Raw genomic sequence first — 14,645 nt, forward strand, 5'->3', positions numbered from 1 at the left:
CCAGGCAAGATCGTTCCGCAATAGCTCAGTGGTAGAGCAACCGGCTGTTAACCGGTAGGTCGTAGGTTCAAATCCTACTTGCGGAGCCACTTTCTCTTTTGGAGAGCTGTCCGAGTGGCCGAAGGAGCACGATTGGAATTCGTGTAGGCGGCAAAACCGTCTCAAGGGTTCGAATCCCTTGCTCTCCGCCAGTTTTTCAAATATGTAATGGCCCGTTGGTCAAGCGGTTAAGACACCGCCCTTTCACGGCGGTAACACGGGTTCGAATCCCGTACGGGTCACCAATTAATTTTATATCGTCGCGGGGTGGAGCAGTCTGGTAGCTCGTCGGGCTCATAACCCGAAGGTCGTTGGTTCAAATCCAGCCCCCGCAATTAAGTCCGGTCTCGTGGTGTAGGGGTTAACATGTCTGCCTGTCACGCAGAAGATCGCGGGTTCGAATCCCGTCGAGACCGCCATTTTTATTTTAAATCAATATACTACATATGGCTTTGTAGCTCAGTTGGTAGAGCAAAGGACTGAAAATCCTTGTGTCGGCGGTTCGATTCCGTCCAAAGCCACCATATGTGGGGGGGTAGCGAAGTGGCTAAACGCGGCGGACTGTAAATCCGCTCCCTCGGGTTCGGCGGTTCGAATCCGCCCCCCCCCACCACTTAGGGGCATAGTTTAGCGGTAGAACTACGGTCTCCAAAACCGTCAGCGCGGGTTCGATTCCTGCTGCCCCTGTTTTAATTTCATCATGGCGATTGTGGCGAAGTGGTTAACGCACCGGATTGTGATTCCGGCATTCGAGGGTTCAATTCCCTTCAGTCGCCCCATTATTATTGGGCTGTAGCCAAGTGGTAAGGCATCGGATTTTGATTCCGACATGCGTAGGTTCGATCCCTTCCAGCCCAGCCATTTTGCGGAAGTAGTTCAGTGGTAGAATACGACCTTGCCAAGGTCGGGGTCGCGGGTTCGAATCCCGTCTTCCGCTCCAATGACTTTTGGCGCCATAGCCAAGTGGTAAGGCAGAGGACTGCAACTCCTCTATCGTCGGTTCGATTCCGACTGGCGCCTCCAACATAATATGCCGGTGTGGCGGAATTGGTAGACGCGCACGACTCAAAATCGTGTTCCTCTGGAGTGTCGGTTCGACTCCGACCACCGGTATCAGATTTAAGGTTCTAACTTATGTTAGAGCCTTTTTTTGTGTTTTCTTTTACACGACTGTTTTTACAAAGAATCGTATTCATTGAATCGTGTTCATTGCTAAAGGGAGTGTAAGCATGCGCAGAAAAAGAGAACTATCCAAAGAAGAATTGAGAATTATTCATACAAGAGTGAGTGATGAAGAGGCAATCGATGAGTTCTTTAAGCACTGTTACTTAAAAAATCTTAGACAAGCAACGATTGACTACTATCGAAACGAGTTCATGGCAACGAAGCGCACCTTGAACAAAGAGTTGGTAGATCTGGAGACTTCGGACATTGAACATCTCATTATTATCAGTAAAGAGAGAATCAAGATCACAACTATCAACACAAGACTGAGGGCTCTAAGAGCGTTCTACAACTTCATATACAGAAAACGTCTCATCTCAACAAATCCGATGGAAGATATAAAACTTCTTAAAGATCGTCACAAGATGATAGACGCTCTAGAGAACAGTGAAATTGAAAAGTTGTTAAAAGTCATGCGAGATGAAAAGACATTTGTTGGCTTTCGGGATGAAGTGATCTTTCTTGTGTTCTTGGACACAGGAATCAGGCTATCAGAACTTGTCGGTATTGAGATTGGTGACATCAGGGGAGACGAACTCCTTGTTAGAAAGACTAAGAATAATTTCGAGCGAACTGTTTATTTATCGGAGTTTACACAGCAGCAATTGAAGCGCTACTTAGTCATTCGAGGGCAATTAGATACAGATGCTCTATTTATCAATAGAGACAATGGCCCTTTAAAGAGTCACAGCATTCAAGGGCGTTTTACTCGCTATGGGCAGTTGGCAGGTATCGAGAAGAGAGTGAGTCCTCATACATTTCGTCATACGATGGCCAAACGCATGGTGATGGAGGGAATCGATGCATTCTCACTGATGCACCTATTGGGTCACACGGACATCACCGTCACGAAAAGATATGTAAACCTATGGGGCAAAGATTTGAAGCGCAAACATGGCAAATATGGAGCTCTAAAGGGTCTTCGGTTGTAGTTGTGTACGAACATTTGTTCGTATTATAAAATAAAAAAATAGAGCCGTGAGATGGCATTCTCACAGACTCCGGGGTAATCAGAGGTTCCGTTAAGGTCGTTATAACAACAACAACACGAAACACAACACTAATGTTGTTATTATAACGGCTCTCTCTGAAAAATTCAAATCCAGGGTAGGGGAGAGTTTGAGATGAGTCATTACTTTACAAGAGGCGATCGAGATCAACTCATCTACTATCAAGTACCGAAAGTGTTGATAGTGGGAGAAGCATATCGAGATATGAAGCCGAATACAAAATTAGTCTATATTCTATTGTTGGATCAAGTGAAGTTATCGATGCAGAACGATTGGCAGGATGACGGAAAATACTATGTACGTCTTGGTGCTGAAAAGGCGGAAGAATTATTAGGTATGTCCTCATCTACTTTTAAGCGTTGTAAAAAAGAATTGGCCGACTATGGTTTGTTGGAAGAAGAGCGAGATGGACTGACACGAGCGAATAAACTATTTCCTTTGAAACTAACATATACAGATGATGATTTGATTAAAGTAAACTCGGACACTGAAACTGCAATCAAAGAAGACATGGATCATGCTGCCCAAGTTAACGACAATAATATGCAATTAGATAAGGCCCCAAGCCTGAAGTGTCAAAATGATCTTTCAGGCGATGAAGTCACTTTGAACTCTCCTGAAGGGTCAAATTGGTCAGAGCAAAGGGTCAAAATGACCCATCAAGAAGGGTCAAAAAGAACCACTAATAAGAATAACTATATTAATAATAACTTAAGTAATAATAATGATAACAAATCTGTTAACAAGCTTGTTAACAAAGAAACGGTTATCAATGACATTAGAAACGATGAAGATGAGGTAACAATTCACAAACTCACAAACGAATATCGCCTCAAGGGTCTCAATAAAGATATTGTGCTTAGAGTCGTTAAAGAGGTAATGAACAATCGAAGTGAAATTAAAAACTTGGGTGGATATTTGCGCTCTTGTTTGGAGACGACTTTATACAGAACAAGAGCGAAGAAAGGCGAAGTAACGTATGAGGAGAAGCAAGAATATATTAATCGAGTCTTTGGGATGGGCTGAGGAGCTCATAAATGGCTCGTATTAGACTTCGGCTCTTTGAGAAATATGAACACTCATCAACTTGGTGATTGAGCAATGACAAGCTCTACGGGAATAAAGGATTACTCTCATAGAAATTAATCTTAGGCTATTTTTAATTGTGATGTCGATTTAGTCTGAAGGAAATGAAAGATGATATCTGCTAGCTCACTTCAGAGCGCAGCGTTTACGTTTTCAATGGCACAGATATAATAAATAATTCTCTAATTAATTTTTGATATTCGTTTACGTAATCATTTATCTAGATATAAATGTATTACAACCGAATAACATTGGAGACATTAAAGTGCCGAGAGTTCACTCCTATATCAAATAACTCCGAGGTCCGTAGATGCCGTTGCAAAATCAAAACTCTGCTGATGGATATGGATTCATTCGATATTGACCAACCTTATCAATATCTTGCAATGATGAATTCATTATTATCCGTTATTAGGGTTTTTAATATTTGAACCTAACAGAATTGACTGTTGAATCAATATTGGGTGGAGCGTTTCTTCATGACACGGTAAGAAGCTGTGCATGTCGCGACATTAAGATGTGATAATTACCAAGGCTCGGATGAGGTAATTTCTTTTTAAATGTTATTATTTTTAAAAGTGTTCTTAATGTTTTTGAGTTGTATACAATGGGAAATTTATAAGTTTTTAAATTAATCATTAATCATTAGTCATTAGTTATTAATCAATTGATTAGTGTTTAGTCGTTGATCAATAAAAAATAAAAAAATGCCTGCCGAATCAAAAGTCTTTAAAAAAACATAAAAAGTAGGGTTCGAAGAAGCCGTCACTTTTTATGTTTTTTAAAGTTTTGATTCGATCGTGCTTCGAATGAAACAGCTTGCTGTTGAAGTAGAAGTGCGATTATACAGTCTTGATACTATTTCTTTTAAAAGAGAAAAGTATGAATCAGCTAAATAAATGTTGTAATTTATAAGCCCTAAAATACTTATTGCTTGGGTTTTTGTGCAAAAAGTATTAGAAAAGTGTTGGTATACATAGCTTCGTGGGCTCTTTCTCTTAAAAGAAAAGAAGTTAATTAAAAAATAAATAAAAAAACTCGTTACCTAGCGGAAAAAGTGAAGTGAGATCGAGATTCGAAGAATCCGGTCGAACGAACTCTTTTCCGATACAGCGTCGACATGGTTGCGGAGCGACAAGCGGAGCAGTCGATGCAAAAAAAGAGTTCAATTATATAAATAGCAATTTACGTTTGAATTTCGACTGATATAAAACAAGTGTTAAATCAAATATCAGGAGTGAAATTCAAATGGAGAAAGTAAAAGTAATTGATGCAATCTGTGGTGCAGGAAAGACAAGTTATGCAATTCAAATGATGAATGAGAACACTTTCGGAAAAAAGTTTATCTTTGTGACTCCGTTCTTATCAGAAGTTAAACGAGTCATTGGTGCAACAAATTTAAATATGGCTACTCCGATTGCAGCAAGAGGAAAAGGGAAAAAACTAGATCACTTAAAGAAGCTACTGGCTGATGGAAGATCAATCGCAATCACACATCAACTTTTTAAGATGATGGATCATGAAGCACATGAGTTAATTAAAGAGAGTGACTATACATTAATTATGGATGAAGTGGCTGAGGTTATTGAGGTATTTCCTATAGCTAGTCAGGACATTGATATTTTGATTAATGATGGACATATCAAAATTGAAAAAGATTCATCTGTAACTTGGCTGTCGGACTATAAACAAGATGAGAAACATGCGATATTCGCTGATGTTAAAAATGATGCAAACCTAGGGATTCTCAAAGCTTTCGGAAATACAAAGCTACAGATGGTATCGTTATTACCTATAAATTCATTCAGTAACTTTAAAGAAGTTTATATTTTAACTTATCTCTTTGATGGGCAACTTCAGAAGTATTACTATGATTATTTTGACCTTCAGTATAAAAAGTATTCAGTGATAAAAAAAGGCGATTTGTACAAGCTTGTGAGCTACCATAATAAATACGATCAGCGAGAAAAACTAAAAGAGTTACTAACAATTTACGAAGATTATGAGACACAAGGAAGACCAAGTACCTTAAATTCAAATTATTTCGCTCGAGTTAAAAAAACTAATCGATATCTTTTATCATACTCTTGGTATGAGAGTGCTACTCCAGAAAAGTACAAGAGATTACAGCAAAACCTTACTTCATTTTTCCGGACTCAAGCAACGACAGATAATGATAAATTGTTTTGGACAACTTATAAGTCAAAAGCAAAACGCTTGTCTAACGCAAAGTGCAAATTTAATAAGTATGATGATCGAGAAAAAGATAATTTTGTACCTTGTACGATTCGAGCGACAAATGATTATGCGCACTGTACAGCTATGGCGTATATGGTCAATCGCTTCTTAAACCCAGTAGAAAAGCAGTTCTTCTTAAGCCATGATATTCACGTGGATGAGGATCTACTGGCGCTTTCAGAATTAATTCAATTTATGTTCCGAGGATCTATCCGAAATGGCGAAAAAATGGCATGTTATATACCATCGGAACGTCAGAGAGACTTACTAAAAAAATATTTAGATTATTTGCTATAAATTTCTCAAAAAGCTGATACAAACCCCTTAGTTGTGTACATATATAGTAGAGAGGCATATCTCCATTAATATGTACTCGATTTGAGAGGTTTGTAATGAATCTGTCTTCCTTCTTTTATTTACTCTGTCAACGATATTCGTTGATGGAGTATTTTTTTTAGCTACACTTACTGCTTTCAATAGCAACGAATATAACACGGAAAGGGAAATGAAATTTGAGCTTATTTAACTATCAAAAAAATAAAAAATCTACGCAAGGTGATTATTTTGCGCGAACAATCTTAACTGGGACTCGTCCGGTAAAAGTCCGAGAGGAAGATGCGTTGAAGATTCCAACTGTTTATGCGGCCGTAGAGCTGATTACATCATCGATCTCGCAATTACCAATCTATTTGTATCAAGAACAGTCAAATCATTCAGTAGATCGAGTACAAGACGAGAGAGTCGATTATCTCAATCACGATGCAAATGAAGTAGAGACTGGTCAAACATTAAAGAAAAAAATTGTACAAGATTTCTTACTTCGTGGAAGGGCATATCTTTATAAAAAGAACGGATCTCTTCACTATTTATCGGCCAAGTCAATGAGTGAGGAATTGTACACAGAAGACAATATTACAGTTGCACATAAGCGCTATCAGTACAGTGGTTTATCAAGTAACGTTGAAATTCCTTCAGAGCAGTTAATTGTTATTGATTCAGGAACAGACGGATTGCTAGTTAATTCAGATAAATTATTTAATACAGCGCTTAGTCAACTTAAATATGAAGAGAACTTACTTTCGAGTGGGGCACTTCCGACAGGAGTTCTTAAAGTACATTCGAAACTAACAGAACATGCAATCAATCGCTTAAAGAAAGGGTTTGATTCTCTCTACACTGGAACTGAGAATACAGGCAAGACAATGATTCTTGAAGAAGGATTAGAATTTTCGAAACTTTCGTTTTCTCCAGATGAATTAAGTCTTCATCAAAGTAAAAGCACAATCACTTCAGAAATTGCACGAGTCTTTAACGTTCCAGAGAGTATGCTCAACAGTACGGCTAACAAGTATGCTTCTCTTGAGCATAACAATCTACAATTCTTGCAGAACTGTATTGGTCCTATCATTACAGCAATCGAATCAGCACTTGATAAGAATTATTTACAGTCAGGCGAGAAATTGCTTGGCTATTTCTTTAGGTTTGATACTTCAGAACTACTCAGAACAACAGAGGCTGAGAAAGTAAAAACAGTGAGTCAGGCATTAGAAAAAGGGTTGATCTCATTTAACGAGGCACGTCATCGTCTTGATTTACAAGGGATTGAAGAAGACTACTTCGTTCTTGGGCTTGGTCAGGTCTTAAAGAAAGTTTCGGATGACAGCATGCTTGTCTTAAATATCGGAGAACAAATCGAGACAAAGGAGAAACATAATGGAGAACACAGTGGAATTACGATTTAAGAATTTACAACTAAGATCAACTGATGCGAATCAGTTAGTAGTAAGAGGATACGTGAACAAGACGAATCAATTAAGTGAAGTCATGGGAACGGCAAAGAAGTTTGTTGAGAAAATTGAACGAGGTGCGTTCACAAAAGCACTTCAAGTAAAAAAACAGGACGTTGATTTTCTTGCAGAACATGATCAAGAACGTATTTTAGCTTCGACAAGTAATAATTCACTTGAACTAAAAGAAGATGAGGTCGGTCTATTTATGGAAGCGAGAATTGCACCGACTTCATGGGGGCAAGACTACTATGAATTGATTACTGCAGGCCTGTTTAAAAATATGTCATTCGGCTTCAGAGTATTGAAAGATGAATGGAAGTATCTTGGCAAAAAACTTCACGAAAGAACAATCAAAGAGTTAGAACTATTTGAAGTAAGTGTTGTAAAGAATCCTGCATATTCACAATCAAATATTTCAGCGAGACAGTTTACGTTAATTGAAGAAGTTGAAGTTCCATCAATCGAACAAACAGAGAAAACTAAAGGGGAAACTAGAAACATGAGAAAAATTGAGACACGAAAAAACGAACTAGAAGAAATCTTAAAAGGCGAGAGTCGTTCACTTCAAAAAACTGCAGACGGACACACTTTAGTTCCACAATCAGTACATCAAGACATTGTGCATTTGATGGAAGAGAAGTCTCCAATCTTTGCGCTAGCAAAAAGGTACGATTCAGTCAGTGGTAATTTGAAAATCGCACGAGAAGACGATTCTATTGAAGCAGGATTTGTAGGTGAAGGCGATGATATTATTGAGAGTTCATTCGGCTTTGAATACGCTGAGCTAAAGCAAAAACGCGTTGGCGCAGCAGTGACGCTTACGAATCAGTTAATCAATGACAGTGGAATTAATATTGAAGACTACGTTAAATCATTGTTGGCTAGACGAGTTGTTAAGGTTGTTGAGCGTTCTATGTTAGTAGGACAAGAACCTGAGGAGTTAAATGGTATCGTGCATGATGAAAATGTAAAGGCAATTTCGATGAATGGTGTTGTAACGGTAGATACACTTGTTGATCTATATACATCAATTCATCCTGAGTATCTTGATGATGCGGCATTCATTATGGAGAAAGGATTCTTTGATCAAATTGCAAAATTAAAGGATTCAAATGGTCATTTCTATATGCAAAATGGTATGGTCAACGGTCAATTGATTCGAACGCTTTTCGGAGCTCCAATCCATGTAACTGATTCTTTACCGACTACAACACCTGTTATCTTCGGGAATTATCAAGAAGGTGTATCAATGATGATCAAACAGCAGTCAGGACTTCAAGAAATTGTTGATTCAAAGCAAGCACTTCGAGGTTCGAAATTATTAGTGTTTGATATGTATATGGATTCAATCGTGACAAATCCACAAGCACTTGTTAAGTTGCAACAAGTATAAGTAACTATGCGGAATCGTTAACTCGGTTCCGCACTTTTTTATTTGAATAGGAGAGAGAACCAATGACAAAGAAAATGAGTGGTATGAAAGTTAAGTTATATATTTATCGACAAGGCACTGGCCGAGTATTGGCAGGTCAACGAAATGCTTCACTTGGTCGTTCGGCAGAATCAATTGATGCTACATCGAAAGACATAGAAGGATTCTGGAATGAATCATTACCGGGCTTCAAGTCTTACACGATTGATGCTGACGGCGCATATGTCGAATCAGATGCAGCATACGAAGAACTCGAGACAGCATTCTTAAATTCTGAGAATGTAGATGTCTATCTTGAAATGCCATCAGGCAAGCGATACGAAGGGAACTGTACAATCACAGACTTCTCACTTGATCTTCCATACGATGATCTCGTAACGTACTCAATCTCACTTCAAGGTAATGGTTCATTGAAGATTATTCTGGAGAGTAATCAGACTGAAGCAATCACTTCAAATGAGGTAGAAGTCTAATGGAACCATCAACTAACACACTAAACATAATCACTAAGTTACAATCCTTAACTGCGCTTCGTCATGACCTGGGTGAAGAGTTATATAGACGATCAGTTGCAGGGTTATACACAAAACATATTGTCAGTAAGGTGAGAGAGCGAGAGATGGACATTGATCGGAGTGATCTACTCTCGCGTATCAACCTAATGATGGTGAGCTTCCAATGTGAAGAAGTATCATATGGCTTTCTTCGTCAGTACATCTGACTGATGAAGATACGCCCTACATAAATTGAAAAAAACATAGTAATGCTTATAATAACTTAGGGAGGAGTGGACACACAACAGGACCCAAAACTCCTATTTGATGTTGAATATATAAAAACATGTAAAGGAACATACGTTCGTGATATAATTTATATGTAATGACGCTTATTGAATTTGATTATGTTATATTTAATTGGTTATACCAAAAAGATTAGAGAAGGAGACGGAGATAAAATGGCTACCGGTATCCCATCGCCAAAACAATTCAATGATAACTTAGATTTTGAAATTTCTTACAAAAATAAAGAGCCAAAAGATAAAGTATTAAAAACCAGCAACGATGTTGATATTATAAACTTATTTAATTGTGGTGAAGAATCTACAAACGCTATTTATTATGGAGATAATTTAGATGTTCTAAAAGAATTGATGAAGAACCCTTCAGTTAAAGGGAAAGTAAAATTAATATACATTGATCCACCATACGCTAAACAGCAGAAATTTTCATCAAGAAGCCAGGAACATGCTTATGACGATGTGCTTGTAGGAGCAAGATATTTGGAATTCATGCGTCAAAGATTGATTGTAATGAGAGAATTGTTAGCACCAGATGGTTCCATCTATGTTCATTTAGATGAAACAATGGCTTTTCCAATGAAATTGATAATGGACGAGGTATTTGGAGCTAAAAACTTTAGAAACTGGATTACTCGAAAAAAATCAAATCCTAAAAATTCTACTAGTAAAAAATTTGGAAGTATATCTGATTATATACTTTTCTATACAAAGACATCTAAATATGTCTTTAACAAACCTTATACACCATGGACTAAAGAATTAGGCGAGAAAGAGTACAATTATACTGAGAAGGCAACAGGTAGAAGATATAAGAAAGTACCCATCCATGCTCCGGGTATTCGAAATGGTGAGACCGGGAAAGAATGGAGAGGAATGCTTCCTCCAAAAGGTAAACATTGGCAATATACACCTAGTAAACTTGATGAAATGGACGAAAGAGGAGAAATTTTTTGGTCTAAAAACGGAAATCCCAGAAGAAAGATTTATTTAGATCAAAGTCCAGGAATAGCATTTCAAGATATTTGGCTAGAATATAAAGACGCTCATAACCAAAATATCGAAATAACAGGTTATCCAACCGAGAAAAATCTATCGATGCTAGAATTGATTGTAAAAACAGCTACTAATGAAGGTGATATTGTTTTAGATGCATTTGCAGGAAGTGGTACTTCATTAGTAGCAGCTGAAAATTTGAACAGACATTGGATAGGAGTAGACAACTCAAAGTTGGCGATAACTACAATGTTGAAACGTTTATCCCATGGGAGTGAAAAAATGGGGGATTTTGTAATGAAAAATAATGAAGTAAGTAAACAGGAGGCATTTGTCCTAACAACTGAATCAAAAAAGAACTTTAGTTTTTATGTGACAAATCAAATTTTTGACTCACCACTAGATTTGATTGAGTTAAAAGAAATTTTGAACGTTTAACTTTCCAGCCACTCCGTTGTAAGTCTTTCTTCAAGCATTTTTAACGTGCATACCATGACGCTGCCACTCCCGTATTCTTCTACAGCAGAATAATCTCGCCACATTGAACCTAATAATAAACCGGGTCCATCATTTATAAATAGAGTTTTTAGTGGAATATCATATTGTTGTTGGTACTCAAGTATCATAGTAACTTTATCCCTATTTCCACTTATTCGATCATCCTCTTGTGCTCCTCCGCGATCAGAGTCATATCTCGCAAAGCCTACTACAAGAGGTTGATCATCCTCTTTTCGGTATATTATAAAATCTGCTGGGGCGTTATAAGGAAAGTCATCAAGTTCATTTGAAAGAATTAAATCCTTTCCAGCTTTTCTTGGTCCTTTAATTTCATAATTTTCTCCAAAATTCGCTTCAAACCAAGTGAAGAAAGTTTCTGTAAGTTCATAACCTTTTTGCCCTCGATCTTTATATTCATACAAAAGTGCCATGATTGCAGGATCGGGTTCATCGCGAGGATATAGCTTTCTCTTAACCTCTTTCAAGTCGCGAAATCTTGTACTAAACTCACTAATGATTGAAGGAATATTTCTCTTAACCTTAAGCATTTCAACAGAAGTGTCTGGTGAAACGTATTTCCTAAAAATACGCAATAGCTGTATTCTTAAGTTTTTATCTTCCTTCGTAATGTTAATTAACAAGTCGCTAGAATCAGTAGATTCATGAACTAAATCATAGAACCTAACTAGGACGTCTGAATATAAAATCTTGGCAAGCTCAACATAGTCAGGGTAATATTCAGAATCAATAAAAGTAATGCTTTGTTTTGCCACTGGTGAGTAATCTCTGAAAGACTTCATGCAATCATCCAATCTTTAAAATTATTTGTCACACACATTATATTACCATATGTTGTATATTTATCACTAGAATATTAATGGTTAACTATAAAATTTCCCAGTGCTTAATTGAGTACAAGAACTTATTGATTTTTTTATTTTAAAAATATTTTAGTCTGTAACCCGAAAAAATCTTAAAATAGAAAGTTTGTATAAAATACTATAAACTGATTACTAAAAAACTCTTCGCTTTTCGAGAGTTTTTTTGCATGTTAATTTTACATTAGAAAAATGCCCGATATAACTGTAAGAGAGTTGATAAAGAAACAGAGAGACACAAGGCAATGAAGAATTACTTTTAATCAAAAAATAGATTTTGTAACACTTAAATATTTTTATTTGGCGGTCTAAGGAATTGCAATACATAATAATTGCATAGGGAGAATTAATCCAAAATAGATAGTCAGAACATATTTAAACAGACACTTTTTGTTATAGTTTTATGAATTAGAACAATTAATCGAGGTCGAATTAAAGACACGGGATTAAAAATACAATCAATGTTTGCTTTTTGTTCTAATTGGATCAATAGATAAATATTATCATCTGGACGGAGAAGAAAATCATAAAGACATAGTTTATATGCATTTAATAGAATGTGGTTAGTTAAATTATGTTCAAACGATGGGTATTAAAACTGTGATTTCAGGAAGTGTAATAAAGAAACTTATTTTTGGTGTAAACAACTCGTTACAATCGAAGAAGTTATAACTGCTATAGGTTAATGTACAAATGAAGAATGGGCTAAAAGAATAATCAAACAAAATCATAAAATGTAAATTTTATTTCTTCTATATATAGAGGTCCAATTGAATATGTTATTTAAGAAGTTATTTAATTTTATATTTAAGAAATTAGATAACTTCTTATTTAATTGAATAAATGATTGAAAGTATTAAATAAGAAAATCAATAAATCGAATAGAAAGGTGTAAATATTGTGTTTCCAAGTAAAGAAAGTCTCGAGCAATATCTTAAAGAAAAAATGACAAATGAGGACATCGCAAAAATATATGGATTGTCGTTTCAGAAAGTAATTGGTTTAATAAAGAAGTATCAACTTGATCCCAATGAGCTACGACAAACAGATCAATACATTGTTTATCTTCACCGAGAGGATGGAGAAGTCGTTTATGTCGGTAGTGGCGTTTGGTATCGTATGAGAAGATATACGAATCGTCGGAATGTTGATCATCGGAATATGATGCAGTCTGGTAACTTAGAGTATGAAATCGTGGCGGAGTATGCAGAACGAAGAGATGCGTTAATTCATGAGCAACGATTGATTCATTACTATAAAAGTAAGAATCTCGCTCGATTTAATAAGTACATTGCGTAAGAGGTTGACGAAACAGCAGCCTTAGAAGTATGTTTGTAGTAGTCGTGTTGAACGAATTTTAACGAAAATGCAGAAGCGTTGATATACAACATAAGTAAGAGATTTAAATTTGATTCGGGACTCAAAATCGTGTTCCTCTGGAGTGTCGGTTCGACTCCGACCACCGGTATCCGTATGACTCTAACTGAGGTTAGGGTCTTTTTTGTGTTCTCTATCCTTTTTTTGAGAAGGGAGGACATTCATTTAGCTCGAATGTTTTAACAAGAAGAAATGAGGTAGATGTTATTCAATCAGAACAATCGAATCGGTTTATCCGAATTGCTGACAACGAATGTGTCGGATCGAGTCGCTTATACGAAGTGCTGACTCGAGAAGTGACCAAGCACGAATGGCTCTTATCTTTGTGTGAAGACATACCAAAGGGACAACCTGCTCCAAATCTATTGTTTGCCGCCGTTCATGAACTGGTACTTCAACACTCTGCTGATGAGTTAGCCACCTATTATCCTAGCGTGACAAAATCTCCAAAACAGGCTGAAGATGTATTTCCCTCTTTTTTAGCTTTTTGCCATACATACGAAAGTGAAATCCGTCATCGATTGAGGACCCGTCGTGTGCAAACGAACGAGGTTCAACGATGCGCCTACTTGTATCCGATCTTTTCGAAGATTCAACAACAGACGAAGCGACCACTCGGACTGCTTGAAATCGGAACGAGTGCAGGACTTCAACTATTTGTTGATCAGTACGCTTATGAGTATAATGGTGTCCGATTCAATCGGATAAACGCCTCATCAGTAAACATCTTAGCGACCGTCGAATCGAACGAACCACTCCATCTCGAGGCTACGACGTCACTAGACATCGGAACGCGTATTGATGTCGACTTGAACATTGTAGATTTGACAGATGAAGCAGAGCGGTCGTGGTTGAATGCGTTAATTTGGACAGAACATGAGTCACGGCGTCAACTGCTCCAGGCGGCCATGAATGAAGTCGATTTTAATACGGTGACGCTCATTGAAGGGGATGGCGTGACGATGCTACAAGAACTTGTATCACGTGTGCCGGAGACAGAGACGTTATGTATCTTCCATACACACGTTGCGAATCAGATGTCACGTCCCATTAAAGAAGAACTCTTGAGGCAAGTCGAGCGAATTGGACAATCACGAGACGTCTTCCATATCTATAACAATGTTCAAGATCGTTATCTACACGTCGATTTGTATCTAGATGGTCAACTCACAGCGTTGACGTATGCAGAAACGGAGGGGCATGGCCGTCAATTTCAAATCATGACATCACTCGATTCCTTGTTTCATCAAGGATCATTTGAATGATTAAGGTATACCAAGA

The 14,645-nt window shown here is 37.3% G+C and carries 10 protein-coding genes and 13 tRNA genes; 22 read left to right on the plus strand and 1 reads right to left on the minus strand.

The features are described 5' to 3' along the window. Positions 1–14 precede the first annotated feature (14 nt). The 20 genes from KNO66_RS00005 to KNO66_RS00100 all read left to right on the plus strand — a co-directional run bounded on the left by KNO66_RS00005 (position 15) and on the right by KNO66_RS00100 (position 11,049). Positions 15–89, plus strand: a tRNA-Asn gene (locus KNO66_RS00005). Between the two features lie 11 nt (positions 90–100). Beyond that, positions 101–191 (plus strand) — tRNA-Ser (locus KNO66_RS00010). A gap of 18 nt (positions 192–209) precedes the next feature. Beyond that, positions 210–284: transfer RNA gene (locus KNO66_RS00015), tRNA-Glu, on the plus strand. Between the two features lie 16 nt (positions 285–300). Continuing rightward, a tRNA-Met gene (locus tag KNO66_RS00020) sits at positions 301–374 on the plus strand. An 8-nt stretch (positions 375–382) separates the two neighbouring features. Next, positions 383–458, plus strand: a tRNA-Asp gene (locus KNO66_RS00025). 29 nt (positions 459–487) lie between these two features. After that, a tRNA-Phe gene (locus KNO66_RS00030) sits at positions 488–563 on the plus strand. A gap of 5 nt (positions 564–568) precedes the next feature. Continuing rightward, positions 569–652: transfer RNA gene (locus KNO66_RS00035), tRNA-Tyr, on the plus strand. A gap of 3 nt (positions 653–655) precedes the next feature. Continuing rightward, a tRNA-Trp gene (locus KNO66_RS00040) sits at positions 656–726 on the plus strand. 16 nt (positions 727–742) lie between these two features. Next, positions 743–818 (plus strand) — tRNA-His (locus tag KNO66_RS00045). Between the two features lie 7 nt (positions 819–825). Further along, positions 826–900: transfer RNA gene (locus KNO66_RS00050), tRNA-Gln, on the plus strand. Positions 901–904: 4 nt separating this feature from the next. Next, positions 905–979, plus strand: a tRNA-Gly gene (locus KNO66_RS00055). A 9-nt stretch (positions 980–988) separates the two neighbouring features. Beyond that, positions 989–1,062: transfer RNA gene (locus KNO66_RS00060), tRNA-Cys, on the plus strand. A 9-nt stretch (positions 1,063–1,071) separates the two neighbouring features. Further along, positions 1,072–1,152: transfer RNA gene (locus KNO66_RS00065), tRNA-Leu, on the plus strand. Between the two features lie 116 nt (positions 1,153–1,268). Continuing rightward, positions 1,269–2,195, plus strand: coding sequence for a tyrosine-type recombinase/integrase (locus KNO66_RS00070; protein ID WP_214739274.1), 927 nt, complete (start codon positions 1,269–1,271; stop codon positions 2,193–2,195). Positions 2,196–2,387: 192 nt separating this feature from the next. After that, complete coding sequence (locus tag KNO66_RS00075) at positions 2,388–3,299, plus strand: replication initiator protein A (RefSeq protein ID WP_214739276.1); 912 nt, start codon at positions 2,388–2,390, stop codon at positions 3,297–3,299. A 1,308-nt stretch (positions 3,300–4,607) separates the two neighbouring features. Then, positions 4,608–5,894 carry a hypothetical protein gene (locus KNO66_RS00080; RefSeq protein ID WP_214739278.1) on the plus strand — a complete coding sequence of 429 codons (1,287 nt, stop codon included), beginning with the start codon at positions 4,608–4,610 and terminating at the stop codon, positions 5,892–5,894. Between the two features lie 215 nt (positions 5,895–6,109). After that, positions 6,110–7,339 (plus strand): phage portal protein, encoded by a 1,230-nt coding sequence (locus KNO66_RS00085; RefSeq protein ID WP_214739280.1) that lies wholly within the window; start codon positions 6,110–6,112, stop codon positions 7,337–7,339. Then, entirely contained in the window at positions 7,311–8,780 is a 1,470-nt protein-coding gene (locus KNO66_RS00090; RefSeq protein ID WP_214739282.1) for a phage major capsid protein, read from the plus strand. Before KNO66_RS00085 ends, KNO66_RS00090 begins: the two co-directional genes overlap by 29 nt. 62 nt (positions 8,781–8,842) lie before the next feature. Next, positions 8,843–9,292 (plus strand): phage major tail protein, TP901-1 family, encoded by a 450-nt coding sequence (locus tag KNO66_RS00095; RefSeq protein WP_214739284.1) that lies wholly within the window; start codon positions 8,843–8,845, stop codon positions 9,290–9,292. A 482-nt stretch (positions 9,293–9,774) separates the two neighbouring features. Beyond that, positions 9,775–11,049: a site-specific DNA-methyltransferase gene (locus KNO66_RS00100; protein ID WP_214739287.1), complete on the plus strand. Its 1,275-nt coding sequence runs from the start codon at positions 9,775–9,777 to the stop codon at positions 11,047–11,049. On the opposite strand, the gene KNO66_RS00105 is transcribed toward KNO66_RS00100, so the two are convergent. Beyond that, on the minus strand, positions 11,046–11,882 hold the full coding sequence (locus KNO66_RS00105) for a hypothetical protein (RefSeq protein ID WP_214739289.1): 837 nt from the start codon (positions 11,880–11,882) through the stop codon (positions 11,046–11,048). The genes KNO66_RS00100 and KNO66_RS00105 overlap by 4 nt on opposite strands. 1,005 nt (positions 11,883–12,887) lie before the next feature. Between KNO66_RS00105 and KNO66_RS00110 the strand changes: the two genes are divergently transcribed. Together KNO66_RS00110 and KNO66_RS00115 are read left to right on the plus strand one after the other, a co-directional pair. Beyond that, positions 12,888–13,286, plus strand: coding sequence for a GIY-YIG nuclease family protein (locus KNO66_RS00110; RefSeq protein ID WP_031421159.1), 399 nt, complete (start codon positions 12,888–12,890; stop codon positions 13,284–13,286). A gap of 311 nt (positions 13,287–13,597) precedes the next feature. Then, positions 13,598–14,629 carry a DUF2332 domain-containing protein gene (locus KNO66_RS00115; protein ID WP_353048557.1) on the plus strand — a complete coding sequence of 344 codons (1,032 nt, stop codon included), beginning with the start codon at positions 13,598–13,600 and terminating at the stop codon, positions 14,627–14,629. Positions 14,630–14,645: the final 16 nt, after the last annotated feature.

This window comes from Exiguobacterium sp. s48, from assembly GCF_018617395.1.
Lineage (GTDB): Bacteria > Bacillota > Bacilli > Exiguobacteriales > Exiguobacteriaceae > Exiguobacterium.

What these genes read in the sequence shown, in the direction of transcription:
- KNO66_RS00080 (WP_214739278.1), top strand. Translation starts at nt 4,608, where the DNA reads ATGGAGAAAGTAAAAGTAATTGATGCAATCTGTGGTGCAGGAAAGACA.
- KNO66_RS00095 (WP_214739284.1), top strand. Translation starts at nt 8,843, where the DNA reads ATGACAAAGAAAATGAGTGGTATGAAAGTTAAGTTATATATTTATCGA.
- KNO66_RS00075 (WP_214739276.1), top strand. Translation starts at nt 2,388, where the DNA reads ATGAGTCATTACTTTACAAGAGGCGATCGAGATCAACTCATCTACTAT.
- KNO66_RS00070 (WP_214739274.1), top strand. Translation starts at nt 1,269, where the DNA reads ATGCGCAGAAAAAGAGAACTATCCAAAGAAGAATTGAGAATTATTCAT.
- KNO66_RS00090 (WP_214739282.1), top strand. Translation starts at nt 7,311, where the DNA reads ATGGAGAACACAGTGGAATTACGATTTAAGAATTTACAACTAAGATCA.
- KNO66_RS00100 (WP_214739287.1), top strand. Translation starts at nt 9,775, where the DNA reads ATGGCTACCGGTATCCCATCGCCAAAACAATTCAATGATAACTTAGAT.